Genomic DNA, 26,625 nt, shown 5'->3' on the forward strand with positions numbered 1-26,625 from the left:
AGTTCTGAGCCGGCCCCACCCCGCAACTCGGTTCGAATCTATTTTCGCGCGCTCGCGTCCCCGCCAGCGACGCCCAACGTCCGGGAGTACGCGACGGCCGCCGAGGTCGGTTCGTGGCGGTTCGTGGCGACAGCCGACCAGCCGACGACACCGATGTACATTCCCGTTCACGAGCGTCGAAAACCGGGCGTCGTCCATCGATTTTCTGCCTGCCGAATACTTCACATTCGCGGGCCTATTGCGGGCATGAAATCGTACAAGGCCAAGATGGTCGAACCCATCGAACTCCCCTCGCGCGAGGAGCGCGAGGCCGCCCTCGAACGGGCCGGCTACAACGCGTTCAACCTCGACGCCCGTGACGTGTACATCGACCTCCTGACCGATTCGGGGACGGGCACCATGTCGGCAGAGCAGTGGGCGGCGATGATTCGCGGCGACGAGGCCTACGCCGGAAGCGAGTCGTTCGCCCGACTCGCGGAGTCGGTCCGTGACGTGATGGGCTTCGAGCACGTCGTGCCGACCCATCAGGGTCGCGGCGCTGAGAACGTCCTCTACGGCGTCCTCTTGGAGGACGGCGACGTAGTGCCGAACAACTCGCACTTCGATACGACCCGCGCCCACATCGTCAATCAGGGTGCGGAACCGGTCGACTGCCCGTCGCCAGCCTCTCGGGACCCCAACTCGACGGAGACGTTCAAGGGTAACTTCGACATCGACGCGGGCTACGCGCTCGTCGAGGAGGTCGGCGCCGACGCGATTCCCGTCGTCGTCCTCACCATCACGAACAACTCCGTCGCCGGCCAGCCCGTCTCGATGGCGAACATCCGCGCCACCGCCGAGTTCGCCCGCGACATCGACGCCATGTTCGTCATCGACGCCTGCCGGTTCGCCGAGAACGCCCACTTCATCAAGACCCACGAGGCGGGCTACGAGAACCACTCGGTCGCCGAAATCGCCCGCGCGCAGTTCGAACACGCCGACGCCATCACGATGTCCGGCAAGAAGGACGCGCTCGTCAATATCGGCGGCTTCGCCGCGATGCGCGACGAGACGGTGTTCGAACACGCGAAACAGCGCGCCATCCTCTACGAGGCTTTCCCACCTACGGCGGCCTCTCGGGCCGCGACATCGAGGCGATGGCCGTCGGCCTCCGCGAGGCCGTCACGCCGCCGTACGTGTCCGACCGCGTCGAGCAGGTGGCCGAACTGGGCGACCTCCTCGTCGAGGCCGGCGTCCCCGTCTACCAGCCGACGGGTTGGTCACGCGGTCTACCTCGACGCCGGCGAGGTGTTCCCGCACGTCCCGAAAGACGAGTTCCCCGGACAGCAACTCGTCTGCGCGCTCTACCTCGAAGGCGGCGTCCGCGGCGTCGAACTCGGCGGATTCGCGTTCCCCGGCACGGACCGCCCGGACCTCGTGCGCCTCGCGCTCCCGCGGCGCACCTACAGCCGCGAGCACCTCGAACACGTCGCGGAGACGGCCGCGAAGGTGATGGAATCGGCCGGCGAGTACGGCGGCCTCGAAATCGTCGCGGAGCCGCCGATGAAGGAGCTTCGGCACTTCTCGGCGCGGCTCGAACCGGTGTCGAACTGACGGCTTCGGGATAGCTACTCGCTTTTTCCCTACTTCCCCTCGTACAGCCGACTCGCCAGCCGCTCCGGCAGGCCGACCTCGCGCACGCGCTCCGCGACGCGGTCGATGTCGTAGTTGACGCGCTCCGCCTCGATTTCCATCGCGTCGAGGTCGGCGACCGCGTAGGCCGCCCGCGGGTCGCCGTCGCGGGGTTGGCCGACGCTTCCGGGGTTCAGCACGATTCCGTCGTCGTAGATTCGGTGGCCCTGGACGTGGGTGTGGCCCAACACCAGCAGGTCCTCGCCGTCGAGGAGCGACGGCGAGAAGTCGTCGGGGTAGGTGTAGCGGTCGGGGTCGTTGGGGTGGCCGTGGGCGAGTTTGACCCGCTCGTCGGCGACGTGCCGCGTGTTCGGGAGCGCGGAGAGCCACTCCATCGACGACGGCGACAGCGCGTCGGGGCGTAGTCGACGCCCCGCGGCCGCCATGCTGTTGAAGCGGAAGCCGGTCCCCGACGTGACCGCGCGGTCGTGGTTCCCCGAGACCGTCGGCACGTCCCGCTCGGCGAGTTCGGACACGCACTCCTCGGGCCACGGGTTGTAGCCGACCACGTCGCCGGCGCAGACCAATCGGTCGACCGGCGGCATCGATTCGAACACCGCGTCGAGTGCCGGGAGGTTCCCGTGCACGTCCGAGATGACGCCCAGACGCATGGCTCGATGTACGGTGTGCGCGGCTGAAAAATCTCGGGCCGAGCCGGCGTTAGTCGCCGTTCGTAGAAGGCGGTCGTCGACCGCGTCGCCGACGGTCGCGGCGGCGGCGCAGACGGCGTGTTCGAACTCGTGGTCGTACAGTTCGCGGGCCGCGTCGGCGGCGGTCTCCGCATCGAGGTCGAACGCGCGCGGGTCGTCTTCCTCGTAGGTCGCCACGAGCGTGGGTTCGGTGACGGCTTCCACGACGAGCGCGTCCTTGCGGACGATGCCGATGAAGGCCTCGTCGTCGCCGACGACGCCCGCGATGCGGGGCGTGTCGTAGTCGTCTTTCTCGTAGTCGAGCGCGAGCAGAATCTCGGCGAGGGCGTCGCGCGGCGGGTAGCCGAGGTCGAGTTTCTCCGCGATGGGGTCGACCTGCGAGCCGTTGCCGACGACGACGTAGTCGCCGCCCTCGCGGACGCAGTTGTAGGCGATGTAGGGGTTGTCGGTCTCGGGGGCGTCGGGCGTCGGCCCGACGGTCAGGGCGTCGTCCCGGTCGACGACCTGTCGGTTCGGGAAGGACCGAGAGGAGACGCGATACGCACCGATTCCGGGGCCAACGACGACGAAACGTCCGACGTACATACACGAGAGTGGATAGAATAGGGGCAAATAGTTGGCGGTTTATGCACGTCTGTCCGTCACCATGGCATAAAATCGCACGGCGGAATCGACACGCAACGTTTACAAATACCCGCGAAGTACGAACTGATGCGAAGTCCCATGGGGTAGTGGCCAATCCTGTTGCCTTCTGGGGGCAACGACCCAGGTTCGAATCCTGGTGGGACTACTTCTCAGCGTTCTACTCTCGCATCTTTGAGGCCGCGCCGTCCCCTGTTCTCCAGTTGAAACGAAGGGGTAGGTTTCAGAAACCAAAGGGGTCCGTTTCGAGTGGAATTTTCCAGCACGTGGTTCTCAAACCCTCGAATTCAGACGATACGGGCCGCGAAAACTGATTAGCGTTCGACCGCGAGGAGCGCCACTCGTTCTTTGACCAGCGCCGGGAGGTCGCCGTCGGCGACGTTCAACTCCGTCTCGCCCACGTCGAACACGTCGCGGACGAGCGCTCTCGTCGTAGTCGCCGAGAGTCTCTGCGGGTTCGAGGTCGAGTCGGTCGAACAGCGCGGCCTCGGCGTCGGCCTCGTCGCCGCCGTCGACGAGAATCACGACGGGGAGCGTCCCCTCCGAGACGCCGATTTCGAACGCGCGGTTGATCTGCCGGCGGCCGCTGGCGTAGAGGAGGATTTCGACGGCCCGGTCGCGGGCGATTTCGTTGCCGCGGGCGATGGCCCGGTCGGCGAGTTCGGTCGCCCGTTCGAGGTGCTCGCGGTCCACGACGTACCGGGCGTCGAACGCCTGAATCGTCGCGCCCGTCTCGTCGGCCACCTCGCCGACGACCGCGATGAACGAATCGAGGTCCGAGACGGTCGCCTCGGCTTCGACGAGTCTCATTCGAAATCACCCAGACTGGCCTGCTGGTCGGCGCGCTCTTTGGCCGTCTCGAAGCCGGCGTCGTCGGGGACGGCGTCGTCCGGCGCGTCGCCTTCGTCCACCTCGTCCATCGAGGGGTCTTTTCGACCCGCGGCTTCGAGGATGTTCTGGGCCGTCTTCCTGCGACCCCGGAGGGCCGCGAGAATGCGCGACTTGTCGGCCTCGCGGAGGTCGGCCCGGCTCTCGACGCCGGCCTCGAACAGCCGACGGGCGCGCTTTCGGCCGACGCCGCGGACGCCGGCGAGGTCGAGCAGTTCCTCGCGGACGCCGTACTCGACGCGCTTTTTCGCCTCGCGGACCGCGTACACCGAATCGAGGTCGAGTTCGGAGGCGAGTCGCTCGGCCGCACCGAGGAGCCACTCGGCGGTCTCGACCTTCCCGCGGATGTCGCCGGGGCCGACGCCGTAGCGCTCGGTGATGCGGTCCTCGTCCACCTCGCCGACCCAGTCTTCGAGGAGTTTCGCGGTCTTCAGCGCCGACAGCCAGTCTTCGAACGCCACGTCCTCGTACTCCGAGGGAACGCGCCCGAGGAACTCCGGTTCGCGCTCGTAGCACAGTTCGGTGTAGGTCTCGCGGTCGCCGGACTTCAGGTAGAGCTGATACATGTCCGGCGTCCGGCAGACGAGGTGGTAGAGACCGAGCGGCGTCGGATACGTCCGGTCCGTCTCGAACGTCGTCGGCGTCGCCGTCGCCGCCGTCCGCACCGCCTCCACCGCCGGCGTCGTCGGCGACCATCTCGCTCGCCCGCTGGAAGCCACCGGGCTCATCGTCCGACTCGCTCCGGTCTCGTTTCGGCTTCTCCGGCGTCTCACCCGCGAGGGCCCGGAGCTTCTCGTTCCGGTGGTCCGCGGCCCATTCGAGGCCGTCGATGATTTCCGCGGCGCTCATCGGGTCGAGGTAGAGCCGCGAGACGGTGTGGCCGACGGGCGTCGCCCGAATCGTCTCACCGTCGAACTCGACGAACCCGTTCACTTCGAGGTAGTCGAGCACGCGGTCTGTCACCTGTCCCAGTCGCTCGGGGTCGTCGGTCTGGGTCGCATACAGCGTCTGGTCGAGGAATTCGAGCAGCCCCTCGCGGGTGTGGGCGAAACCGGAGGCGATCGTCGCGAGCAGATGCGTCCGCAGGGCGGGCTCGGCCGCGAGCTTCGACCGCACGTCCTCGGCGTCGGCCCAGATGTACCGCTCGAACAGTTCGTCGCGGGCGTCGGCGTCCTTCGCCAACAGCACCGCCTCGCCGTAGGGGTCGAGGCCGGGCCGGCCGGCGCGACCCATCATCTGGTGGACTTCGAGCACGTCCAGCGGCTTCATCCCGCCGTAGTCGCCGTCGTAGCGCTGCCAGTCGCGGACGACGACGCGGCGGCTCGGGGTGTTGACGCCGGCGGCGAGCGTCGGCGTCGCGCAGATGCACTTGATGAGTCTGTCGCGGAAGGCGTCTTCCACGAGCGTTCGGTGCTCCGCGGCGAGTCCCGCGTGGTGGAACGCCGCACCCTTGGCGACCGCGTTGGCGAGGTCCTCGGAGGTCTCGGTGTCGGACACGTCGCGTATCTCGGCGGCGAGTTCCGCGAGGTCGCTCCGTTCGTCGCCGGTGATGTACCGCTCCGTCACGTCGGCCATGCGGCGGGCCGCGGACTCCGCGTTGCGCCGCGAGTTCACGAAGACGAGCGAGGAGCCTTGGTCGCCGTCGCCGTCGCCCTCCAACGCGTCGGCGACGAGCGCGGGCGTCTGTCGCTCCCCGCGGCCGACCGGCACCTCGCGTTGGCTCCCGTCGGCGAAGGAGACGGCGTTGCCGTAGTGGACGCCCATCTTGAGGTCGATGGGTCGCCAGTCGGACTTGACGAGTTCCGCGTCGAGCCAGTCGGCGACGACGCCCGCGTTGCCGACGGTCGCCGAGAGCGCGACGACCTGCAGGTTCGGGTTGAGCCGGCGGAGCTTCGCCAGCGTGACCTCCAGCGTCGGCCCCCGATGGCGGTCGTCGACGAGGTGGACCTCGTCGGCGACGACGCAGGTGAGTTGGTCCATCCACGCCGCGTTGTTTCGGACGAGCGAGTCGACCTTCTCGGAGGTGGCGACGATGATGTCGCGCGAGGAGAGCCACTCGCCGTCGGACTCGTAGTTGCCGGTCGAGACGCCGACGTCGATGCCGTACTCCTCCCAGCGCTCGAACTCGGCTTTCTTCTCGGAGGCGAGCGCCCGGAGCGGGACGATGTACAGCGCCTTCCCGCCGCGCGCGACGCTCGACAGCATCGCCAGTTCGGCGATGAGCGTCTTCCCGCTCGCCGTCGGGACGGCGGCCACGAGGCTCTCGCCGTCCGTCAGGCCGGCCTCGACGGCCTCGGCCTGCGGCGGGTACAGCTCCTCGATGCCCTCGTCGCGGAGGGCCTCGGGAACCCCCGTCGGTAGGCCCGTCAGGTCCGCAGTTCGCATTGCATCCCCCTTGGACCGTCCCCCGGTTTAAGCCATCGGGTCGGGACGGGTGCGGGCGCGGGCGCATCGGTCTCGCGTCGGCAGGGCTTTGTACGGCCCGGCGGTACGATTGCCCATGAAAGTCGAGTACGACCGCGACACCTGTATCGGCATGTTCCAGTGTGTCGACGAGTGGGAGGGCTTCGAGAAGAACGTCGACGACGGCAAGGCCGACCTCGTCGACGCCGAGGAGACCGACGACGGCGTCTTCGTCCGCGAGGTCCCCGAGGACGCCGAGTTCGACGCGAAGTTCGCCGCCCGCGTCTGTCCCGTCGAGGCCATCCGCGTCCTCGACGACGACGGCGAACAGCTCGTCCCCTGACCGCGACGCCGACGAGCCTGCTGTTTTCTCTCGCTTCTTCGACGCGACCGAGCCGTGCGACCGTCGACCGTGGGGCGCGTCCCCGAACCCCTCCGTTTCGACTGGAGATTCGGCCGACGATAGAGTGTAAAAGTTAAGCGGCGGCCCCCTAATCGTGCCACTATGAGCCAAGCGACGAAAATCGTGCTCGGTACCGTCGGCGTGTCGGCCCTGCTGGCCGTCGTGTTCGTCGGGATGAGCATCGCCTGAGCGGATGTTCGAGACGCGCACCCTGCCGTCGGACCTCGAATCGGTCCGCGACGAGTACGCTCCCGGCGCGCTCGTCTTGGACGTGGCCGGCGACTTCGACACTATCCCCCCCGAGGCCGCGGAGAACCTCGGGCTGGTGGTCGAGTCGCTCTCCCCGGCGGCGTACCCCGCGGAGTGGCTACCAGACGACGCGCCCCAACAGCTCCGGCGCTACGCGTCGTCCGATTTCACCATCGGGATGCCCGGCGACGGCACCGTGACGTGGTCCCGACAGACCGACCCGCCGGTCGTGCTGGTGAAGTACCGCGCGAAGGGGACGCCCGACGACTTCCTGGATTTCCTCATCGCCGAGGCGTTCGTGCAGGCCGGGAACGACGAGATTCCGGAGCACTTCCTCCCCTTCTTCGGCGAGCGCTACCGCGACCTCGCGGCGGCAACACCCCTCGGCCCGAGCGAGACGTATCAGGTCGCCGCCGCCCTCTACGAGGGCTGGGTCGGTCTCCACACCCGCGAGGCGTTCGCGTCGTGGGAGGGCGACCACGAGCGCCTCCACGACGCGTGGGTCGACGCCGGCGGCCGACTCGACGACCGGCTCGCGAACCTCCCGCGACTCGTCGCGCTCGGCAGACTCTCCTTCGCCGAGGCGACCGAGTTCGCGTGTTCGGCCGTCAAACACGGCCGGGACCTCCCCGCGCCGTTTTCGGCGCTGGACACCGCGGCGTACCGCGACCACGGGCCGAACTACGCGGTCAAGTGGGCCGAAAAGACGTTCGCGCAACTCGCAGCGGACGACGACGCGGCGTCGGGCGGCGACGATGCGGCCACCGACGACTCGGCCGCAGACGACGCCGACTCGGCGTAGTCGGTCGCGCCCGAGCGCGTCGCGTACCGCCTCAGAACTCGGTCGTGACGGTGCCGTCCTCGTCGAGGTCGACGACGCCGTCGAACAGTTCGCGGAAGCGGTCGAGCGTCTCCTGGTCGTGGACCTCCTTCGAGAGGTGGAACAGCCCCACCGCGTCGAACTCGTCGAGGAGTTCGAGAATCTGCTTCGTCGCCTCGAAGGCGCGGTCCTCGTCGGCGTAGTAGGCCATCTCCGTGACCGAATCGACGCTGAGCCGGAGCTTTCCGTCGTGGCGCTCGAGGAACTGCCGGGTCTTTTCGACGATGGCGTCGAGGTCGTCGGGGGCCGCGACGTAGTAGATGTTGTCCGAACTGCGCCGGGAGTAGCCCCGCTCGATAGAGAGCGTGTCGAGGATGGTGGCGCTGGACTCGTCGACCTCGTAGTGTTCCAGCTTCTGTTCGACTTCGCGCGCGGTCGTCCGCGTCGAGATGACGAGGAAGCGGTCGGTGTCGACCTTGAAGAAGTCCGTGTCGATGCGGTCGGTCTCGCCGATGCTCGGATGAAGGAGCAAGATACCTGTGCCGCCCGGAATCGTTTCGGGCGCGTCTTCGATGGCGAGCTCGTAATCCATACTCCAAGCAGTTACCCTGCCGACTTAATGCTTCATGCCGCTCGGGCGGTGGCGTCCCCGAATCGTGACGTGTGTTCACTCTCCTCGCACCGGGGCGTCAGAACAGCGAGTCGGCCGTGGCGGCGCCGATGACGCTGAACACCGCGCCGACGCTCGTCGCCTTGAGCGTGATGCGGAGCACCGCGAGGTCGAGTTCGTACCCCAGTACGGAGACGAGGACCTCTCCCGACACGTCCGAGAGGAACGTCCCCGGCGCGTCGAACGCGATCGCGAGGATGAACACGGAGAGGTACGAGACGGTGATGAGCGAGATGAACCGGACGGGAATCCCGCCGACCTCGCGCTCTCGGTCGGGGTCGCGGTCGTCGGCCTTGTAGAGCGCGCCGTAGCCGACCGCGAGCACGATAAAGAGCGTGAGAATCGCCTGCGCGAACGACATGCTCCGCGCGAGCACCCACACCTCTTCGGTGACGACGAACGGCCCCGCGAGGAGGAACCCGCCGACGACCTGCTGGGCGGTGTCGGCGAGTGCGAACCGGCGGCGGACTCCGACCATACCCCGTCGTCGGGGCGGCGGTAATTAAAAGGCGCGACGGGAACGCAGCCGAGTCGTCGCTGGATTCGACGCCTCCGCGCCCCCGGTCCGAACGCATTTTCACCCCGGCGCGCGAGGGTCCGGTATGAGCGTCCGCGACGAGTTCGACGCCTGGGCGGCCGACGGCCGCGACAAGGGCATGGAGGACCGACACTGGCACACCGCGAAGCACGCGCTCGCACGGATGCCCGTCGAGGAAGGCGACACCGTCGTCGACCTCGGAACCGGAAGCGGCTACGCCCTGCGCGCGCTCCGCGACACGAAGGGCATCGGCCGAGGCTTCGGTCTCGACGGCTCCCCCGAGATGGTCCAGAACGCCCGCGAGTACACCGACACCGACGACCTCTCGTTTCTCGTCGGCGACTTTGACGACCTCCCGTTCGAGGACGATAGCGTCGACCACGTCTGGTCGATGGAGGCGTTCTACTACGCCGCCGACCCGCACCACACCCTCGAAGAAATCGCCCGCGTCCTCAAGCCGGGCGGCACGTTCTACTGCGCGGTCAATTACTACGAGGAGAACGTCCACTCCCACGAGTGGCAGGACCTCATCTCCATCGACATGACTCGCTGGTCCCACGCGGAGTACCGCGAGGCGTTCCGCGACGCCGGCCTCCACGTCGCCGAACAGGACTCCATCGCCGACCTCGACATCGACATCCCGGCGGCTTCGGAGTTCCCGACCGACGACTGGGAGACCCGCGAGGAGATGGTCGAGCGCTACCGGACGTTCGGCACGCTCCTGACGGTCGGCGTCGCGCCCTGACGCGGCACGGAACTGACACGGAACCGACCGACTCGCGCTTCCGACCTACTCGACGATGTGGGCCGACGCCGGGGCGAATCCGACTTCCAGCGTCGTCCCGACCTCGAACGCCGCGTCCGACTTCTCGCCGCCGTCTTCGACCGCAACCACGAGTTCCGTCCCGCCCCAGTCGAGTCTGACCCGCGTCGTCGCCCCCTGAAACTCGGTGTCGACGACGGTCCCGCGAATTTGGTTCGTCCCCGCGCCGACCCGGAGCTGTTCGGGCCGGACGCAGAAAGTGAGGCTGTCGCCGGTCTCGGGACGTGCGGGCCGGTCGCCGTCTCTCCCGTCGCTTTTAGTACCTTCGCCGGACGCCCGACTACCCCGCCCGAGGACGCGTCGCCCCTCGGCCAACGTGAACACCGCGTCGCCGACGCCGACGCGAATCCCCCCCGTTTCCGGTCGAGACTCGACGACCGCATCGAGGACGTTGTTCTCGCCGAGGAACTCCGCGACGAACCGCGTCCGGGGGCGGTGGTAGAGTTCGCGGGGTCGGCCGACCTGTTCGACGCGGCCGCGGTTGAGGACGGCCACCCGGTCTGAGACCGCGAGCGCCTCCGACTGGTCGTGGGTGACGTAGACGGTCGTCACGCCGAGTTCCGACTGGATGCGCTTTACCTGTCGGCGGAGGCGGTCGCGGAGTCGGGCGTCCAGCGCCGACATCGGCTCGTCGAGGAGCAGCAGGTCCGGACCGGGTGCGAGGGCGCGGGCGAGCGCGACCCGCTGTTGCTGCCCGCCCGAAAGCGAGTCGGGGTCGCGGTCTTCGAACCCCGCGAGGTCGACGAGGTCCAGCAGTTCCGCGACGCGCTCGTCGCGGGAGCCGCCGCCCGGCGGGTCGGTAAAGCGGAGTCCGTAGGCGACGTTCTCACCGACGCTGAGATGCGGGAACAGCGCGTAGTTCTGGAACACGACGCCGACGCCCCGCGACTCGGGCGCGACGCCGGCCATCGACTCGCCGTCGAAGCGGACGGCCCCCTCGGTGGGGGCTTCGAAGCCGGCGATACAGCGGAGCGTGGTCGTCTTGCCGCAGCCAGAGGGGCCGACGAGCGTGAAGAACTCGCCGTCGTCGACCGACAGCGAGACGGAATCGAGCGCCGTCGCCGACCCGTAGCGCTTGGACACCGCGTCGAGTTCGAGTCTCACGGGTTCGCCTCCGAAGTCACGTGCTTCCCTCGCCGGCGGACGGTCATAATTCTCACTTCCCGCGGCTCGCCCTCGTCTTGTTCTCCGGGCTCCCTCATAGCTCGCCCCACCGGCCGCCGAAGCGGTCCACAACGAGGAAGCTGGCGGACGTGACGAGAAGCAGGAGACAGCCCATCGCCGTCGCGGGGCCGAGCCGTCGCCCGAGGAACCGCTCGACTGCGATGGGCATCGTGTAGCTCCCCGCGCCCTCCGCGAGGATGATTGTCGAATCGAACTCGCCGATGCTGATGGCGACGGCGAACGCCGCGCCCGCGACGACGCCGGTCCAGACGAGCGGCAGTTCGATGTCAACGAGCGCGCGGGTTCTGTTCGCGCCGAGCGACCGCGCGGACTCCACGAGCCGGCCATCGAGCCGGGCGAAAAGCGGCGCGACGTTCCGGGTGACGAATGGGTACGCGCCGACGGCGTGGGCCGCCACGATGGCGAGCGCGCCGGTGACGCGGATTCGCGTCCCAAGCACGTCGACGCCGAACACCAGCCCGCGGAGCAGGCCGAGGCCGACGACGATGCCCGAGACGGCGAAGGGAGCCATCGAGAGCACGTCGATGAGCCCGCGCCCGCGGTACCGGCGGGTCGTGAGGACGGCCATCGTCACGCCCATCGGGACGGCCACGACGAGCGTCCCCGCGGCGAAGGCCAGCGAGTTCAGGATGGCCGGGAGGGGCTTGACCTGAAAGCTCGCGCCGGTCGCCTGCCGCTCAGCGAGGAAGGCGTAGTTGGCGAGGGTGAAGCCGCCGTCGCCGCCGGTGACGCTCGCCAGAATCATGCTGGCGATGGGGACGACGAACACCAGTACGACGACGAGGGCGTAGCCGGCGATGCCGGCGGTTCGGAGCGTCGATTTCGGCGTCCAGTCGGCGGGGAGAACGGACCGACGAGGAAGCGGATTCGCCGCGCCGCCGGCCGACCGCTGGCTCGCCTCGTACCGGAGGTAGACGGCGGTCAGCGTGATGGAGATGACCGTCTCGATGACCGCGAGGCTGGCGGCCTCGGCGTACGCGAGGTCTCGCACCCGCGAGTAGACGAACACCTCGATGGTCGCCAGTTGGAAGCCGCCGAGCGCGAGGACGATGGGGAACGACGCGAAGGTGAAGATGAACGTCAGGGTCGCGCCGACGCCGATAGAGGGCAGGAGCTGTGGGAGAACCACGTCGCGGAAGGCCCGCCGCGGACTCGCGCCGAGCGAGCGGGCGGTTTCGACGGTTCGGGCGTCCACGCTCTCCCACGCGGCGGTGACGACGCGGGCGACGAGCGGGGCGTTGTAGAACGCGTGGGCGACGATGATGGCTTCGAGCGTGAACAGCAGTTCGACCGGCGGGAGGCCGACGGCGGAGAGCGCGCGGTTCAGCGTCCCGTTGCGGCCGAACGTCGCCACGAAGCCGATGGCGACCATGATAGAGGGCATGACGAACGGGAGGATGGTAAGCGAACGGAGCGTCTCGCGGCCGCGAAACTCGAAGCGCGAGAACAGCCACGCGGCGGGGAGGCCGAGCGCGAGGCTGGCGAGCGTCGAGTAGAACGCCTGTTTCGCGGTGAACCAGATGATGTCGACGAGGTAGAACTCGCTCGTCAGAATCGCCGTGATGGGTTCGATAGTGAGCCGGCCGTCGGCGAGGACGGCGTCGGCGAAGACGGTGGCGACGGGGTAGTAAAACAGGACGAGGAGGACGACGGCGGTGAGCGCCGCGACGAGGGTGAGCAGCCGCTGTTCGAGGGCGCGGGCGACCCGGCGAACCGACACGCGGCTCACCGACTCACCTCACTTTCTGGCGAACTCGCGGGCCCACGCGTCGGTCCAGTCACTCAGGTTGTCCTGAAGCCGGTCGTAGGAGAACGTGACGGCTTCCGGCGGCTCTTGGGCGTACTGCGCAAAGTCCTCGGGCAGTTCCGCGGTGGTCGTCGCCGGGAACTGGACGTTGCGGACGGCGATTTCGGCCTGCACTTCGGGCCGGAGCATGAAGTCCATGAACTCGGCCGCGAGGTCGGGGTTCGACGCGTCGGCGAAGGGAGCCATCCCTTCGGGGTTGGCGTAGCCCTGGTCGTTCAGGAAGCGAATCTGGTGTTTCGCCATGTCCTCGCCGGACTCGGCGGCGTACACCTGGTCGGTCGAGTACGAGACGACCATCGGGGCCTCCCCGTTCGAGTAGGCGTTGTAGGAGTCCTCCCAGTTGCCGAGGACGCGGACGTTGTTTTCCTTCAGGCTCGCCCAGTAGTCGAGGTAGCCGTCTTCGCCCTTGGCGTCGATGGTGTGGAGCAAGAACGCCTGTCCCGTCGCCGACGACGTGGGGTTCTGCGCGAGGAGCGCGCCCGCGTACTCGGACTCCAGTAGGCCGTCGAACGTCTCGGGGGCGACGAAGTTGCCGTCGCCGTAGGTCTCGTTGTAGACGAGCGAGATGTAGCCCGTGTCGTAGGGGACCGCGCGGCCCTGCGGGTCGAAGTTCAGTTGCTCGTTCACGTCGCCGAGTCGGGACAGCCCCTCAGCGGGCGAAAACAGCGCCTCGTCGAGGTTCTGGTCGATGCGGACGAGCATCTGCGCGTCGAGGCCGACGTAGAGGTCCGCGCCGGACTCGACGCCCTGGAGGGCGCGCTCGATGTAGTAGTTCACGCCCGAGTCGGGCGTCTGCCACTCCAGCGTCGCGTCGAATTCGGACTCGAACGTCTCTTTCAGCCACGGACCGGGGCTCGAACTCGGCGCGTCGACGAACGAGCCGTAGGTGCCGACGGTGAGCGTCGGCGACTCGCCGCCCGTGGTCGTCCCCTCGGTCGTCGTCGTGGTCGCGGTCGTCTCGGTCGCGTCGCCCGAAGCCTCGGTCGTCGTCTGTTCGCCGCCGGTCCCGGTACAGCCGGCGAGGAGAGCGGAGACGCCCCCCGCACCGGCGGCCTTCAGGAAAGTGCGTCGTCTCATTACTCGGTTGTTGCACTCTGTGGTACTTAACGGGAGTGATGTTCTTGGAGCGGATAAACGGCCGAATCCGTCGGATTCGAGGTCCGTATCGGGAGAACGACTTTATCCTCGGCGGGAGTAACTCCGGAGGTGACTACTTCTCGTCCGTACATCCTCGGCGGTGTGCTCGCCCTGTTCGCGCTGCTCGCGGCGGTCATACTTGCGGACGTGTTGGCGACGGTGTTTTTCGCCATCACCGTCGCCTACCTGCTCGTGCCCCTCAGGCGACGCCTCGAAGCGCGCGGGGGTTCCCGATGGGTCGCCAGCCTCGTCGCCACCGTCGTCGCGGCGGTCGGCGTCGGCGTCGTGCTCGCGCCGCTCGTCGTCATCGTCTTCCTCCGACTGAGCGACATCCTCGAACTCGCGGCGCTCCTGCCCGACGTGGTGACCGTCGAGTTCCTCGGAATGGTCGAGACGGTGACGCTCGACGACGTGGTTGCTGTCGGTCTCAACCTGCTCCAGTCGCTCGGCCGCGCCGCCGCAACCGCCGCGCCCGTGGTCCTCATCAAACTCACGCTGTTCGGCTTCCTCGTGTTCTCGCTGCTCCTCAGCGGCGACGCCGTCGGGCGGACGCTCCTCGCGCTGGTCCCCGCCGACTACCGGGATGCGGCGACGGCGCTCAACGAGCAGGCCCGCGAGACGCTGTTCGCCATCTACGTCCTGCAGGCAGCGACCGCCGTCGGCACGTTCGCCATCGGCCTCGTTGTCTTCTGGGCGCTCGGCTACGACTACGTCGTCACGCTCGCCACGGTCGCGGCCGTCCTCCAGTTCATCCCCATCGTCGGGCCGAGCGTCCTGCTCGCGGCGATGGCCGTCTACCACGTCGCGGTCGGCGACCTCGTCGCCGCTGCGCTCGTCGTCACGGTCGGCGGGTTCGCGGTCGCGTGGCTCCCGGACATCCTGATTCGCCCGCGACTCGCGAAGGAGACCGCCGACCTGCCGGGGAGCCTCTACTTCGTCGGCTTCGTCGGCGGCCTGCTCAGCCTCGGCCCGGTCGGCATCATCGCCGGCCCGCTCGTCGTCGCCCTCCTCGCGGAGTCCGTGGACCTGCTCGGCGCGGAGTTACGCGTCGACGACGGCGGAGGCGACGAGACCACGGACGGCGACGGCACCGGCGACGACGCGGCCGAGCCGAACTCCCCGTAATCTCGCCTGTCAGCCCTCGACGACCGCGCCGTCGCGTTCCTCCCACTCGGTGAGACTGCCCTCGTAGAACGCCACGTCGTCGTAGCCGAGGTGCGAGAGCACGACGTAGGTGTGGCTGATGCGCCGGGCGGTGTTGCAGTAGAGGACGACCCGTCGGTCCGGGGTGACCCCCGCGGCGTCCAGAATCGAGTCGAGTTCGTCCCGTGGCTTCAGCCCGCGCGTCTCGTCGTCGACGAGTTCGCGCCAGTCGAGGTTGACCGCGCCGGGGAGGTGACCCTCGTCGTACTCCGCGGGGTCGCGGGTGTCCACGATGACGGTCTCCGGGTCGTCGAGCGCGGCCTCGACGGCCTCGAAGTCCACGAGCGGCGTCTCGGCCGGCTCGGTTATCTCGTAGACCGTTCCCTCGACTTCGGTCGCCTCGGTCGTTGTCTCGCGCTCGCGGTTCCACGCGCTGAAGTCGCCGTCGAGGAGGTGGAGTCGCTCGGGGTCGTGCCCGTAGAGGAGCGCGGTCACGAGAAAGCGGGCCGCGAAGACGCCGTGGGTGTCGTCGTAGGCGACCACGTCGTCGTCGGTCGCGACGCCCGCGCCCGACAGGAGGTCGGTCCACGCGTCGCGGCCGGGGAGCATTCCCACGTCGCCGTCGGCGCTCCGGAACTTGTCAAACGGTATCGACACCGCGCCGGGGAGGTGCCCGATGCCGTCGAACTCCCAGCCGTCGCGCACGTCCACCACGCGCACGTCGCCGAGTCGGTCCGCGAGCCACGTCGAAGAGACCACGTCTACCATGTCCCCTCGTTTCCGGGCCGCGGATTTAGGTCCGCCCCTCTTCGCACCCCTCGCCACGTGTCCGGGGTAGCGGATGTTGTTGCTGGTTCCGTCGGATACCGGGTTGAAATCGCCCGAGACGGTCGTTCTCCGAGCCACTTTCGCCGTCTCCCCCGCCATATCTGGGATAATATTGCCGCATCACCCGAGGTCAGGCCGTACATGCCGTCGCTGTGAGAGTTATGGGCCTCCCTGTTGTACGGAGAAACGCGATGTCAAACTCCGATTACGCGAAGGACGTACTCGTCTCTGCGGACTGGGTGGAGAGCCACCTCGACGAGTTCCAGAGCGATGACGCGGCGTACCGACTCGTCGAAGTGGACGTGGACACCGAGGCGTACGACGAGAGCCACGCCCCCGGTGCCATCGGGTTCAACTGGGAGTCCCAGCTGCAGGACCAGACGACCCGCGACGTGCTGACCAAGGAGGACTTCGAGGACCTCCTCGGCTCGCACGGTATCTCCGAGGACTCCACGGTCGTTCTCTACGGCGACAACTCCAACTGGTTCGCCGCCTACACCTATTGGCAGTTCAAGTACTACGGCCACGAGAACGTTCACCTGATGAACGGCGGCCGCGACTACTGGGTCGACAACGACTATCCGACGACCGACGAAGTCCCGTCCTTCCCGGAGCAAGACTACACCGCCAAGGGTCCCTTCGAGGACATCCGCGCGTACCGCGACGACGTCGAGAAGGCGGTCGACAAGGGCCTTCCCCTCGTCGACGTTCGCTCGCCCGAAGAGTTCTCCGGCGAGATTCTCGCGCCCCCGGGACTGCAGGAGACCGCCCAGCGCGGCGGCCACATCCCCGGCGCGAGCAACATCTCGTGGGCCGCGACCGTCAACGACGACGGCACCTTCAAGTCCGCCGACGAACTCCGCGACCTCTACGCGGACCAGGGCATCGAAGGCGACGAGTCCACCATCGCCTACTGCCGCATCGGCGAGCGCTCGTCCATCGCGTGGTTCGCCCTTCACGAACTCCTCGGCTACGAGAACGTCACCAACTACGACGGCTCGTGGACGGAGTGGGGCAACCTCGTCGGCGCGCCCGTCGAGAAGGGTAACTGAGCCGCCTCGGCCTCGGTTCGAATCGAACCCGACTGTACCGGTTTCTTTTTGCGGGTTCACATCGGCAGGACGCTGATACCGACGGCGACGAGCACGCCCGCGCCGAGAAGCACCATCACGCAGTAGCCCATGATGTCGCGGACCGACAGGCCGCTGATGGAGAGCAGCGGGATGGCCCAGAAGGGCTGAATCATGTTGGTCCACGCGTCGCCCCACGAGGCGGCGACGGCGACCCGCGGGATGGACTCGCCGGACGCCTTCGCGGCCGTGACGAGCGTCTCGCCGATGACGGCCCACTCGCCCCCGCCGGAGGGAACGAAGAAGTTCACGAGACCGGCGGTGAAGAAGGCGAACGCCGGGAGCGTCCCGTCGGGCGCGACGGCGACCATGCCCTGTGCGATTTGCGTGGCGAGGCTGACGGAGCCCTCCGGCGCGTAGGCCATGATGCCCATGATGCCCGCGTAGAAGGGGAACTGGAGGATGATGCCCCAGACGTTCTCGACGGCCTCGACGATGGCCTCGATGTACGCCTTGGGCGTCCCGTGGAACAGCAGGCCGAGGAAGAGGAAGCCGAAGTTGACGATGTTCAGGTTGAGGTTGTTCCACGGCATCGTCCCGTTCTGGATTCCCTCGAAGAAGTACAGGACGACCGCGAGCAGGCCGACGAGGCCGATTGCCACGCCGATGCCGAGCGAGTGCTCGATGCGCGTCGCGAGCGAGGCGTCCTCGGGGACGGACGTGGAGGCCCACCCGCCGGTCGCCTGCTCGCCGCCGTCGGTCGCCGTCTCGAACTCAGCGGGGTCGATGGGCGTCTTCTTCGCGTCGTCGCTCGGGTACATGAGCGCGAACAGCGCCGGCAGGAAGAGGAAGCCGACCGCGACGACCAACACGAGGTTGGCGACGGTGAAGATGGTCCCGCCGGTGCCGAACGTCGTGTCGAGGATGCCCGCCTCGATGAGGAAGTTCCCCTCGGTGTTCAACAACAGCGGAATCGACCCCGCGAGGCCGCCGTGCCAGACGACGAACCCGGAGTACGCCCCGGCGACGACGATGGGGAAGTCGATGCCGCGCATCTCGGTCGCTATCTTCCGGGCGAACAGCGCCCCGACGACGAGGCCGAGGCCCCAGTGAACGAACGACGCCCCGGCGGCGACGACCGGTACCATCGCGGCCGCGCCCCGTTCCGTGTTCGGGACGCCCGCGAGTCGCGTCAGGAGCCAGTCCACGGGCTTCGTCTGCGCGAGCGCGTAGCCCGTCATCAGGATGAGCGTCATCTGCATCCCGAACGAAAGCAGGTTCCAGAAGCCGCCGTACCAGCCGTCGAGAAGCAGGTTTCCGGCGTGCCCCACCATGCCAACATCCTCGGCCGGCGCGACCGACACCAGCGCCAGCACGAACGCCACTCCGGTCAGGATGATGGCGAACAGGAACGCGTCGGGGAGGTACTGTTCGACCAGTTTCGAACTGCGCTCCGCCGCCTGCCTGATAGCGTTTGTCATAGCTCGGATTACTTCATGATAATACAATATATAATGTTTAATATCCGGACGAGTTCGGCTCGGTCAAATGTCACGAATCGCCCGACACGCCGGTCGTCGTCTCGGGCCGTCGCGGACCCGCGCCGGACTCGCCGCCGCCGATGGGTACAAACCCGAGACGGACATACGGGGGCGTATGTCCGAACTCCTCGACACCCTCCGCGACGACCACGAGACGCCGCTTTCCCGACTGGGCTCCTCGAAGGCGCTGTACGCCGTCACCGGCGGCGAGATGGACGGTGACGCGGTCCGCACGGCCGCCGCGTCCGAGGCCGCGGCCGCCGCCGACCTGTTCGACTGGTGGGCGGACGACGAACCGAACGACGAGGCGGCCGCGCTCTTTTCTGACCTCGCCGACACCGCCCGCGAGCACGCCGACGCCGTCGATGCGGAGTCCGACGGCTCGAAACCGAACGTCTACGACGTGCTCGCCGAGTTCGAGACGACTGACGGCCGCCTCGGCGGCGCGCTCGCCCGCGCGCTCGTGTCACTGAAGACCGTCGAGCAGATGGTCGGCTTCTTCGTCGGCGACGCGGACCCGATGGCCGCCAACGACTTCCGTACGCTCAAGTCCGACCTCAACGACCAACTCGACACGCTCGAAGCCGCCATCGACGACCTCGTCGAGGACGACGCCGTCGCCCGCGAGGCCGCCGACGCGGTGGTCGAAGCCGCCTACGACGAGTACGTCGAGACGCTGGAAGGCATGGGCGTCAAGCCGAAGAACGTCTGCTAACTCACTCACTCGCTCTTTCGCATTTCCGGGTCGCGGAGCGACCCACTTGGAGCAATATTTGTAGCCTTTGTTCGCCGAGTCGCCGACAGCGCCGACAGCGCCGACGCGCGGCGTAACGGGTGAGTTCCAGTAGAAACGAGGGGGTTTGTCAGACGGTCGTCAGACGCCGGGGACGCCCTTGCGGTATTCGAGGACCTCGCTTCGAGCCTCGCGGACCGTCTCGGCGACGTCGCCGTCGAGGTTCTCGGCGAGTTCGTGGAGGACCGTCATGTGGCGGGCGAGTCGCCCGTGGTCCGGTCCCTGCTCGCGCGTCGCCAGCTTCGCGAGCTGGTCGGACTGTTCGTAGAGTCGCTCCTGCACGTCGCCCTCGGTCGCCTCGGCGGCTTCCTTGAGCAGGTTACTCGCGCGTTCGAGTTCGGCTCGCGTCATACTGGATTATTCGATAGCCCGGCCCAAAACCGTTCCTCCGGCGACAAGCACCGCCTCGCTCAACAGGGTGGTACGCCGCGACCCAAGGACGGGCAATGAGCGAGTCCGGTCCCCTGTCCGCCGACAGACCCGACGCAGACCGCGAATTCCGCGTCGACGCCCCCTTCGACCCCGCGGGCGACCAACCCGAGGCAATCGAGGCGCTGGCCCGCGGCTTCCGCGAGGGTGCCGACGTGCAGACCCTGCTCGGTGTCACCGGTTCCGGCAAGACCAACACCGTCTCGTGGGTGGTCGAAGAGATTCAGAAGCCGACGCTCGTCCTCGCGCACAACAAGACGCTCGCCGCCCAGTTGTACGAGGAGTTCAAGGGGCTGTTTCCCGACAACGCGGTCGAGTACTTCGTCTCCTACTACGACTACTACCAGCCCGAGGCGTACATCGAACAGACCGACACCTACATCGACAAGGACATGTCGATAAACGAGGAAATCGACCGGCTCCGCCACTCCGCGACCCGGTCGCTTCTCACCCGCGACGACGTCATCGTCGTCGCCTCGGTGTCCGCCATCTACGGCCTCGGCGACCCGAAGAACTACACCGACATGTCCCTCCGACTGGAGGTCGGCCAGCAGATAGACCGCGACGAACTGCTCGGCGCGCTCGTCGACCTCAACTACGAGCGCAACGACGTGGACTTCCGGCAGGGCACGTTCCGCGTCCGCGGCGACACCGTCGAGGTGTTCCCGATGTACGGCCGCTACGCCGTCCGCATCGAGTTCTGGGGCGACGAAATCGACCGGATGCTGAAGCTCGACCCACTGGAGGGCGAGGTCAAGTCGTCGGAACCGGCCGTGCTCGTCCACCCGGCGGAACACTACTCCATCCCCGAAGAACAGCTCGAAGGCGCAATCTCGGAAATCGAGGAACTGATGGAACAGCGGGTGAAGCACTTCCAGCGACAGGGCGACCTCGTAGCTGCCCAGCGCATCGAAGAGCGAACCACCTTCGACATCGAGATGCTCCGCGAGACGGGCCACTGCTCCGGCATCGAGAACTACTCGGTCCACCTCTCGGACCGCGAGCCGGGCGACGCGCCCTACACGCTCCTCGACTACTTCCCCGACGACTTCCTCACGGTCATCGACGAGTCGCACGTCACGCTCCCGCAGATTAAGGGTCAGTACGCCGGCGACAAGTCCCGAAAGGACTCGCTGGTCGAGAACGGCTTCCGCCTGCCGACGGCCTACGACAACCGCCCGCTCACCTTCGAGGAGTTCGAAGAGACTGTCGGACAGGCGCTTTTCGTCTCCGCGACGCCCGGCGACTACGAACGCGAGCACTCCGACCAAATCGTCGAGCAAATCGTCCGACCGACCCACCTCGTGGACCCGAAAGTCGAGGTGACGGAGGCGACCGGGCAGGTCGACGACCTGATGGCCCGCATCGACGAGCGCATCGACCGCGACGAGCGCGTGCTCGTCACGACGCTCACGAAGCGGATGGCCGAAGACCTCACCGAGTACCTCGAAGAGGCTGGCGTCGACGTGGCCTACATGCACGACGAGACCGACACGCTCGAACGCCACGAACTCATCCGGTCGCTCCGCCTCGGCGATATCGACGTGCTCGTCGGCATCAACCTCCTCCGCGAGGGCCTCGACATCCCCGAAGTCTCGCTGGTCGCCATCCTCGACGCCGACCAGCAGGGCTTCCTGCGCTCCGAGACCACGCTCGTTCAGACAATGGGCCGCGCCGCCCGCAACGTCAACGGCGAAGTCGTGCTCTACGCCGACGAGATGACGGACGCGATGGAGGCCGCCATCTCCGAGACCCAGCGCCGCCGCCGCATCCAACAGGAGTTCAACGAGGAACACGGCTACACGCCGACGACCATCGAAAAGGAGGTCGGCGAGACGAACCTGCCGGGGAGCAAGACCGACACCCGCGGCGTCTCCGGCGACGCCCCCGCCGACGCCGACGAGGCGGTCGAACAGATAGCCTTCCTCGAAGACCGGATGCAGGAGGCCGCCGACAACCTCGAGTTCGAACTCGCCGCCGACATCCGCGACCGCATCCAGAACCTCCGCCGCGAGTTCGACGTGGACGCGCTCGAAGACGGCGTCGCGCCCGAGTACCCCGACGAACACGACGGCGACGGCGACGGCGACGACGGCCTGACGCCGCCGGACGAGTTCTGACCGGCCGTGTCGTCAACCGCCAACCCTGACGTTCGCGGCCGGCGGCCTCCTCCGCCGCGACGACGGTCGACTCTGTCTCGTCCACCGGCCGCACTACGACGACTGGTCGCTTCCGAAGGGGAAACTCGAACCCGGCGAGACGCTGGTCGAGACCGCCGTCAGAGAGGTCCGCGAGGAGACGAGATGCGAGGTCGACTGCGGCCGGTTCGCCGGGCGCTACGAGTACCGCGTCCCGGACGACGCGGACGCGCTGAGCGGGCCGAAGGGCGTGTTCGTCTGGCACATGCGCGTCGTCGATGAGCGCCCGTTCGAACCCGACGGCGAAGTCGACGCGCGCCAGTGGGTCACCCCGGTTGAGGCCCTCGAACGGCTCACTTACGAGACCGAACGGGCGCTGGTCAGACGGGCACTCGAACTCAACGAGTGAACACAGATTTTGGATAGAAACACATGTTACTGGTTTTTCGACGCGCGTCGGTGTGTGGACTGTACCCAAAATGCTGGGTCGACATCAAGACTTATTAGCCCGACCTCGCTATGCCCGTTCCACCGTGATCCGCACCTCGGCGGACGAGCCTGCAACCCACACCGTTCACCACGCCTACCCCAACGGAGGCATTACCTGAATGGTCCGCGGATTCGAGCATTCCGTGCTCGACAGTTCGGGCGACCACCGCACGCCGGTCCACCCGGTGTGCGACGCGGTCGCATCCTCGGGAGACGGTGAACGCGCGCGGGTCGGTGCCGCTGATGACTCGGCAAACGGGCTGTTTTCGACGCGTCACTCCACGCGAGTGCACGCGAACGCTACTGCGAACTGACAACAACGAGAACCATGAGCTCTCAGTCTCTCAGTCACGTTCAGAAGTCGTTCCTGAAGTACCAACACATCCTCGTGTTCATCGCTCCCCTGCTGTTCCTCGTCTCGGTGTTCACCATGGCACCGACGCCGTCGGGTGCAGGCATGGAGTACTGGCTCCAGTACTGGTGGCTGTTCCCGGTGTTCCTCACCGGCGCGACCATCGTGAACACGGTCGGCATCAGCGGGTCGGCGCTCTTCGTCCCGTTCCTCATCTTCATCTTCCCCATCTTCGCGCACCCGCTCGACTCGTCGACGCTGGTCAAGGTGGGCCTCATCAGCGAGGCGTTCGGTCTCTCCAGTTCGGCCGTCGCCTTCATCCAGTACGGTCTCGTCGACCGTCGACTGGCGCTGACGCTCGTCGGCGGGTCGATTCCGTTCGTCGTCGGCGGCGCGCTCCTGTCGTTCGTCATCCCCGACGTGGTGTTCCACGCGCTGCTCGGCATCGCGTTGCTCGCCGCGTCGTACCTGCTGTTCAACGCCGACCTCGGCCACGACGAACCCGGTTCGTCGGACTCCGACCACGCCGCGGCCACCGACGGCGGTACCGTCTCCGCGAGCCTCCCCAACGACCCCGGTAAGCTCGGCCCCGCGGGCGTCCACACGGCCGACGACGGGACCGTCACCCGCGTCGACCGCGAGGGCGACGACTACACGTACACCCGCGGCGGCTACCTGCGCCGCTTCGCCAACTACAGCGTCGGCGGGATGTTCCAGGGCCTCGCCGGCTTCGGCGTCGGCGAACTCGGTATCATCTCGATGCTCAGCACGAAACGTCCCCGTCCGCGTCGCCATCGGTACGAACCACATCGTGGTCGCGCTGACCGCCATCCTGGCGTCGCTCGTCCACGTCTTCGGCGGCGGCATCGTCGGCGGTCACTCGCTGAGTCTCGCGACGACGCCGTGGAACATGGTCGTGTTCACCGTCCCCGCGACGGTTCTCGGCGGCCAAATCGCGCCCTACGTGTCGAACGCGCTGGAGACTGACGTCATCAAGAACTTCGTCGGCGTCCTCTTCGCCGTCATCTCGATTGCGCTGTTCCTGATGGCGCTGGGCGTCTAACGACCCACTCGAACCGTTTTCACCGGCACCACTTTCACAGTCCTCGATTCTGAACCCTCACCCATGTACGACCACATCCTGCTTCCGACCGATGGTAGCGACGCGACCGACGCGACAATCGAACACGCGGCGACCCTCGCGGAGACCTACGGCGCGACGGTTCACGTGCTGTCCGTGGCCGACTCGCGCAACCGCTTCGAGTCACCCTCGGCCGGCATCGCGCCGGACGTGTGGGAGAAGTCCGAACTCGACCGCGCGGAGTCGGCGGCCGACGCCGCCGTCGAGGCGCTCCCTGACAGTGTCGAGACCGAACGCATCGTCGATGAGGGCGTGCCTCACTCGACTATCGTCGACTACGCCGCCGACGCCGAGGTCGACCTCGTCGTGATGGCGACCCACGGCCGAACCGGCCTCGACCACTACCTCGTCGGCTCCGTCACGGAGCGCGTCGTCCGGCAGTCGGACGCGCCGGTGTTGACCGTCCGCGCGGCGGACGAAGAATAAGGACCCGCGACTCGCTCGCGGTCCGCGTTACTCGAACTCTTCTGCCAGCGCGGCGCGGTGCTCGCGGCGTTTCTGAAGCGCCGCGTCGCGCAGTTCACGCTCCTCTTGGGAGTCGCAGACGAGGTCCGGGACCGGAATCGGCTTCTCGTCGTCGTCGAGCGCGACGAAGGTGAAAAAGGAGGTGATGGTCTCGCGGCGGTCGCCCTCGCTCGGTCGCTCGGCGGTCACGTCGACCTTGATGTCCATACTGGTGCGACCGGTGTCGAAGACGTACGCCTCGACGGTCACCACGTCGCCCACGTCGATGGGCGCGAGAAAGTCCACGTGGTCCATCGACGCCGTGACCACCTGCCGCTCGGCGAAGCGCCGCCCGGCGATGGCCCCGCAGACGTCCATCCACTCTAAAATCCGCCCCCCGAGAGCGCGTCCGAGGTTGTTCGTGTCGTTGGGCATCAAAATCTCGCTCATCTCGGCGCGGGACGCCGACAGCGACCGCGTGCCGACCGACGACTGCTGTTGCATACCACACGGTCGGTGTCGGACGTGGTTAAATTATTCTACGTCGTGAAAAATAGAAATAAAGGCGATTAATCGCTCGGGTTGTCGATTGGTCGGCAAACGTACCGCACGTTTCAACAACCTAGACAATTAATAGTGTTTATTACGTACCGAATAGTGTCTGCGTGAACCGCAGACCGGTGGTGGGACGCCGACGCCCGTCTCTCGCCCACGTTCGGGGGAACGTTCCCGAGGGTTCCGACCCTCGTTCGACTGGACGACGACGGGGAATCAGCCGCGACCCCGAAGCCGACGTATCGAGTGGCCTCCCGTCTCAGGTCCGCCTCGCGCCTCGCCGAACCGCGACGGCCGGACGACGGGGCTCGCGCCGGTCGCCCCGCAGACTGGACACGACGCTGCACCGGCCCCTCGCGCGTTGGTGGAATCGCGACTGCTTCGCGTGTTCGATTTTTCGCCTACTCGACCCGTTCAGCCTCGACGCCGCCGTCTTCGATTTCGATGTCGACCGCGTCCGCGGAGATGTCCGCCGTCTCGATGCCGTCCAACTCACCGAGTATCTCGCTGATGTCGTCGAGGCCGAGGAGTTCGCGGGTCTCCTCGTCGAACGCCTTGCTTTCGAGGCCCGCGGCCTGCTGTACATCGGAGCCGGTCAGTCCCTTCCCGTAGCGACCGAGCAGCGACGTGAGTTCCTGCGGCAGCACGTACGTCGTCGACGGCGAGGTGCCGATGTTCCCAAGCGTCTCCATGCCTTTGTCGATGATGGCGCGCTCGCCCATCGACTCCGCCGCGCGGGCCCGGAGGACCGTCGAGATGGCGTCACCCTGCGCTTCGAGAATCTGCGACTGCTTTTCACCCTGCGCGCGGATGATGTTCGACTGCTTGTCGCCCTGCGCCTTCTCGACGGCGGAGCGGCGTTCACCCTGTGCTTCGAGAATCATGGCACGGCGGCGGCGCTCGGCGGAGGTCTGCTGTTCCATCGCGTTCTCGACGTCTTTCGAGGGCTTGACCTCGCGGACCTCGACGGACTCCACGCGGACGCCCCACTCGTCGGTCGGTTCGTCGAGTTCCTTGCGGATGCGCGCGTTGATGTGGTCGCGTCGCGCCAGCGTGTCGTCGAGTTCCATGTCGCCGAGGGCGGCCCGCAGCGTCGTCTGCGCGAGCAGCGAGACGGCCCGGCGGTAGTTATCGACCTGCAGGAAGGCGCGTTCGGGGTCCATCACGCGGATGTAGACGACGGCGTCAGCCGTTACGGGTGAGTTGTCCTCCGTGATGGCCTCTTGGGAGGGCACGTCGAGCGTCTGAGTTCGCATGTCGAAGCGGTAGGTCTTCGAGACGAACGGTGGGACGACGTTCAGCCCCGGTTCGAGGATACCCTTGTAGTCGCCGAACACGGTGAGCGTCCGCTTTTCGTACGCCTGAACGATTTCGACCGCGTCGTACACCGCGGCGACGGCGAGCGCGAGGACGACGTATCCCGCGAGCGTCAGCGGCGTGACGGGGAAGACCACGACGGCGATGCCGAAGACGATCACCGCGACCGCGAGGGGACCGAGCCAACGCGGGATTCGGCCGGGCTCGCTATCGACCCGTCCTGCGCCCGACGAGGAGGACGACGAGGACGAGGACGCCGAGAGCTTCCCGAGTTGGTAGAACAGGCTGTCCATGGTGGAGAGTGACACCGAGGCGGAATAAAGCTAGCCGGCCACTCGGCCACCCGGCCACCAACTATTTGTCCGCGAACGCCCCACCGCCCGGTATGCGAACCAACCGCGGCCGAATCGACGTGGAGGACCTGCTGAAAATCATCCTCCTGCTCGTCCTCGTCTGGCTCGTCCTCGAAATCATCGGCGAGGTGCTCGGGCTGTTCGGC

General features: G+C 67.3%; 21 protein-coding genes, 1 tRNA gene and 5 pseudogenes. 13 read left to right on the top strand and 14 right to left on the bottom strand.

Annotation, left to right across the window (positions count from 1 at the left end):
- The first annotated feature begins 246 nt into the window (after positions 1-246).
- Positions 247-1,593 (top strand): annotated as a pseudogene (locus tag ATB1_RS15225) (tryptophanase).
- A 29-nt stretch (positions 1,594-1,622) separates the two neighbouring features.
- Here the strand turns inward: ATB1_RS15225 and ATB1_RS15230 are convergent.
- On the bottom strand, positions 1,623-2,282 hold the full coding sequence (locus tag ATB1_RS15230) for a metallophosphoesterase (RefSeq protein ID WP_042665344.1): 660 nt from the start codon (positions 2,280-2,282) through the stop codon (positions 1,623-1,625).
- Positions 2,283-2,335: 53 nt separating this feature from the next.
- A pseudogene (locus ATB1_RS15235) lies at positions 2,336-2,906 on the bottom strand (IMP cyclohydrolase); the annotation flags it as partial.
- Between the two features lie 132 nt (positions 2,907-3,038).
- Here ATB1_RS15235 and ATB1_RS15240 point away from each other — a divergent pair.
- A tRNA-Gln gene (locus tag ATB1_RS15240) sits at positions 3,039-3,111 on the top strand.
- A 166-nt stretch (positions 3,112-3,277) separates the two neighbouring features.
- Here ATB1_RS15240 and cgi121 read toward each other — a convergent pair.
- A pseudogene (cgi121, locus tag ATB1_RS15245) lies at positions 3,278-3,773 on the bottom strand (KEOPS complex subunit Cgi121).
- Positions 3,770-6,236 (bottom strand): annotated as a pseudogene (locus tag ATB1_RS15250) (ATP-dependent DNA helicase). The pseudogenes cgi121 and ATB1_RS15250 overlap by 4 nt, the downstream one beginning before the upstream one ends.
- A gap of 115 nt (positions 6,237-6,351) precedes the next feature.
- On the opposite strand from ATB1_RS15250, the gene ATB1_RS15255 reads away from it, so the two are divergent.
- Both ATB1_RS15255 and ATB1_RS15260 read left to right on the top strand, forming a co-directional pair.
- The gene (locus tag ATB1_RS15255; protein WP_042665300.1) at positions 6,352-6,597 is read left to right on the top strand and encodes a ferredoxin; all 246 of its coding nucleotides are present in this window, start codon (positions 6,352-6,354) and stop codon (positions 6,595-6,597) included.
- 253 nt (positions 6,598-6,850) lie between these two features.
- Positions 6,851-7,708 (top strand): hypothetical protein, encoded by an 858-nt coding sequence (locus ATB1_RS15260; protein ID WP_042665301.1) that lies wholly within the window; start codon positions 6,851-6,853, stop codon positions 7,706-7,708.
- A gap of 31 nt (positions 7,709-7,739) precedes the next feature.
- Here the strand turns inward: ATB1_RS15260 and ATB1_RS15265 are convergent, their stop codons facing one another.
- Together ATB1_RS15265 and ATB1_RS15270 are read right to left on the bottom strand one after the other, a co-directional pair.
- On the bottom strand, positions 7,740-8,318 hold the full coding sequence (locus ATB1_RS15265; RefSeq protein WP_042665303.1) for an ATPase involved in flagella biogenesis: 579 nt from the start codon (positions 8,316-8,318) through the stop codon (positions 7,740-7,742).
- A 97-nt stretch (positions 8,319-8,415) separates the two neighbouring features.
- Complete coding sequence (locus ATB1_RS15270; protein WP_042665305.1) at positions 8,416-8,874, bottom strand: DUF2391 family protein; 459 nt, start codon at positions 8,872-8,874, stop codon at positions 8,416-8,418.
- A 124-nt stretch (positions 8,875-8,998) separates the two neighbouring features.
- Here ATB1_RS15270 and ATB1_RS15275 point away from each other — a divergent pair, with 124 nt between their 5' ends.
- A complete protein-coding gene (locus tag ATB1_RS15275; protein ID WP_042665307.1) occupies positions 8,999-9,679 on the top strand; it encodes a class I SAM-dependent methyltransferase in 681 nt (226 codons plus the stop codon).
- A gap of 45 nt (positions 9,680-9,724) precedes the next feature.
- Here the strand turns inward: ATB1_RS15275 and ATB1_RS15280 are convergent, their stop codons facing one another.
- The 3 genes from ATB1_RS15280 to ATB1_RS15290 form a co-directional block, all read right to left on the bottom strand.
- Positions 9,725-10,861: an ABC transporter ATP-binding protein gene (locus ATB1_RS15280; RefSeq protein WP_042665311.1), complete on the bottom strand. Its 1,137-nt coding sequence runs from the start codon at positions 10,859-10,861 to the stop codon at positions 9,725-9,727.
- Positions 10,862-10,955: 94 nt separating this feature from the next.
- Positions 10,956-12,671, bottom strand: coding sequence for an iron ABC transporter permease (locus tag ATB1_RS15285; RefSeq protein ID WP_042665312.1), 1,716 nt, complete (start codon positions 12,669-12,671; stop codon positions 10,956-10,958).
- Positions 12,672-12,680: 9 nt separating this feature from the next.
- Positions 12,681-13,826 carry a thiamine ABC transporter substrate binding subunit gene (locus tag ATB1_RS15290; protein WP_042665315.1) on the bottom strand — a complete coding sequence of 382 codons (1,146 nt, stop codon included), beginning with the start codon at positions 13,824-13,826 and terminating at the stop codon, positions 12,681-12,683.
- A 129-nt stretch (positions 13,827-13,955) separates the two neighbouring features.
- On the opposite strand from ATB1_RS15290, the gene ATB1_RS15295 reads away from it, so the two are divergent.
- On the top strand, positions 13,956-15,011 hold the full coding sequence (locus ATB1_RS15295) for an AI-2E family transporter (protein ID WP_042665316.1): 1,056 nt from the start codon (positions 13,956-13,958) through the stop codon (positions 15,009-15,011).
- Between the two features lie 9 nt (positions 15,012-15,020).
- Here ATB1_RS15295 and ATB1_RS15300 read toward each other — a convergent pair whose 3' ends face one another.
- Entirely contained in the window at positions 15,021-15,797 is a 777-nt protein-coding gene (locus tag ATB1_RS15300) for a sulfurtransferase (protein ID WP_042665320.1), read from the bottom strand.
- Positions 15,798-16,048: 251 nt separating this feature from the next.
- Here ATB1_RS15300 and ATB1_RS15305 point away from each other — a divergent pair, with 251 nt between their 5' ends.
- Positions 16,049-16,909 carry a sulfurtransferase gene (locus ATB1_RS15305; RefSeq protein WP_042665323.1) on the top strand — a complete coding sequence of 287 codons (861 nt, stop codon included), beginning with the start codon at positions 16,049-16,051 and terminating at the stop codon, positions 16,907-16,909.
- 56 nt (positions 16,910-16,965) lie between these two features.
- On the opposite strand, the gene ATB1_RS15310 is transcribed toward ATB1_RS15305, so the two are convergent.
- Entirely contained in the window at positions 16,966-18,408 is a 1,443-nt protein-coding gene (locus ATB1_RS15310; RefSeq protein ID WP_042665324.1) for a short-chain fatty acid transporter, read from the bottom strand.
- Positions 18,409-18,583: 175 nt separating this feature from the next.
- On the opposite strand from ATB1_RS15310, the gene ATB1_RS15315 reads away from it, so the two are divergent.
- Positions 18,584-19,183, top strand: a complete 600-nt coding sequence (locus tag ATB1_RS15315) for a hypothetical protein (RefSeq protein WP_042665351.1) — start codon at positions 18,584-18,586, stop codon at positions 19,181-19,183.
- Positions 19,184-19,342: 159 nt separating this feature from the next.
- On the opposite strand, the gene ATB1_RS15320 is transcribed toward ATB1_RS15315, so the two are convergent.
- Entirely contained in the window at positions 19,343-19,612 is a 270-nt protein-coding gene (locus tag ATB1_RS15320; RefSeq protein ID WP_042665326.1) for a hypothetical protein, read from the bottom strand.
- A gap of 95 nt (positions 19,613-19,707) precedes the next feature.
- Between ATB1_RS15320 and uvrB the strand changes: the two genes are divergently transcribed.
- The 5 genes and pseudogenes from uvrB (at position 19,708) to ATB1_RS15345 (ending at position 24,236) form a co-directional block, all read left to right on the top strand.
- Positions 19,708-21,810 carry an excinuclease ABC subunit UvrB gene (gene uvrB, locus ATB1_RS15325; protein ID WP_042665329.1) on the top strand — a complete coding sequence of 701 codons (2,103 nt, stop codon included), beginning with the start codon at positions 19,708-19,710 and terminating at the stop codon, positions 21,808-21,810.
- 25 nt (positions 21,811-21,835) lie between these two features.
- On the top strand, positions 21,836-22,237 hold the full coding sequence (locus ATB1_RS15330; protein ID WP_042665330.1) for an NUDIX hydrolase: 402 nt from the start codon (positions 21,836-21,838) through the stop codon (positions 22,235-22,237).
- A gap of 199 nt (positions 22,238-22,436) precedes the next feature.
- Positions 22,437-22,631 carry a hypothetical protein gene (locus ATB1_RS15335; RefSeq protein ID WP_042665333.1) on the top strand — a complete coding sequence of 65 codons (195 nt, stop codon included), beginning with the start codon at positions 22,437-22,439 and terminating at the stop codon, positions 22,629-22,631.
- 14 nt (positions 22,632-22,645) lie between these two features.
- A pseudogene (locus tag ATB1_RS15340) lies at positions 22,646-23,732 on the top strand (sulfite exporter TauE/SafE family protein).
- Positions 23,733-23,795: 63 nt separating this feature from the next.
- The gene (locus tag ATB1_RS15345; RefSeq protein ID WP_042665336.1) at positions 23,796-24,236 is read left to right on the top strand and encodes a universal stress protein; all 441 of its coding nucleotides are present in this window, start codon (positions 23,796-23,798) and stop codon (positions 24,234-24,236) included.
- 27 nt (positions 24,237-24,263) lie between these two features.
- On the opposite strand, the gene ATB1_RS15350 is transcribed toward ATB1_RS15345, so the two are convergent.
- Together ATB1_RS15350 and ATB1_RS15355 are read right to left on the bottom strand one after the other, a co-directional pair.
- Positions 24,264-24,758, bottom strand: coding sequence for an acyl-CoA thioesterase (locus tag ATB1_RS15350; protein WP_042665339.1), 495 nt, complete (start codon positions 24,756-24,758; stop codon positions 24,264-24,266).
- A 452-nt stretch (positions 24,759-25,210) separates the two neighbouring features.
- A complete protein-coding gene (locus ATB1_RS15355) occupies positions 25,211-26,419 on the bottom strand; it encodes an SPFH domain-containing protein (protein ID WP_042665342.1) in 1,209 nt (402 codons plus the stop codon).
- Between the last annotated feature and the right edge of the window lie 206 nt (positions 26,420-26,625).

Source organism: Haloferax sp. ATB1, assembly GCF_000730175.1.

Bases quoted from the DNA above. Each gene is read 5' to 3' on its own strand.
- ATB1_RS15230 (WP_042665344.1), bottom strand. From the start codon at position 2,282: ATGCGTCTGGGCGTCATCTCGGACGTGCACGGGAACCTCCCGGCACTC.
- ATB1_RS15255 (WP_042665300.1), top strand. From the start codon at position 6,352: ATGAAAGTCGAGTACGACCGCGACACCTGTATCGGCATGTTCCAGTGT.
- ATB1_RS15260 (WP_042665301.1), top strand. From the start codon at position 6,851: ATGTTCGAGACGCGCACCCTGCCGTCGGACCTCGAATCGGTCCGCGAC.
- ATB1_RS15265 (WP_042665303.1), bottom strand. From the start codon at position 8,318: ATGGATTACGAGCTCGCCATCGAAGACGCGCCCGAAACGATTCCGGGC.
- ATB1_RS15270 (WP_042665305.1), bottom strand. From the start codon at position 8,874: ATGGTCGGAGTCCGCCGCCGGTTCGCACTCGCCGACACCGCCCAGCAG.
- ATB1_RS15275 (WP_042665307.1), top strand. From the start codon at position 8,999: ATGAGCGTCCGCGACGAGTTCGACGCCTGGGCGGCCGACGGCCGCGAC.
- ATB1_RS15290 (WP_042665315.1), bottom strand. From the start codon at position 13,826: ATGAGACGACGCACTTTCCTGAAGGCCGCCGGTGCGGGGGGCGTCTCC.
- ATB1_RS15300 (WP_042665320.1), bottom strand. From the start codon at position 15,797: ATGGTAGACGTGGTCTCTTCGACGTGGCTCGCGGACCGACTCGGCGAC.
- ATB1_RS15305 (WP_042665323.1), top strand. From the start codon at position 16,049: ATGTCAAACTCCGATTACGCGAAGGACGTACTCGTCTCTGCGGACTGG.
- ATB1_RS15310 (WP_042665324.1), bottom strand. From the start codon at position 18,408: ATGACAAACGCTATCAGGCAGGCGGCGGAGCGCAGTTCGAAACTGGTC.
- ATB1_RS15315 (WP_042665351.1), top strand. From the start codon at position 18,584: ATGTCCGAACTCCTCGACACCCTCCGCGACGACCACGAGACGCCGCTT.
- ATB1_RS15320 (WP_042665326.1), bottom strand. From the start codon at position 19,612: ATGACGCGAGCCGAACTCGAACGCGCGAGTAACCTGCTCAAGGAAGCC.
- uvrB (WP_042665329.1), top strand. From the start codon at position 19,708: ATGAGCGAGTCCGGTCCCCTGTCCGCCGACAGACCCGACGCAGACCGC.
- ATB1_RS15335 (WP_042665333.1), top strand. From the start codon at position 22,437: ATGGTCCGCGGATTCGAGCATTCCGTGCTCGACAGTTCGGGCGACCAC.
- ATB1_RS15345 (WP_042665336.1), top strand. From the start codon at position 23,796: ATGTACGACCACATCCTGCTTCCGACCGATGGTAGCGACGCGACCGAC.
- ATB1_RS15350 (WP_042665339.1), bottom strand. From the start codon at position 24,758: ATGCAACAGCAGTCGTCGGTCGGCACGCGGTCGCTGTCGGCGTCCCGC.
- ATB1_RS15355 (WP_042665342.1), bottom strand. From the start codon at position 26,419: ATGGACAGCCTGTTCTACCAACTCGGGAAGCTCTCGGCGTCCTCGTCC.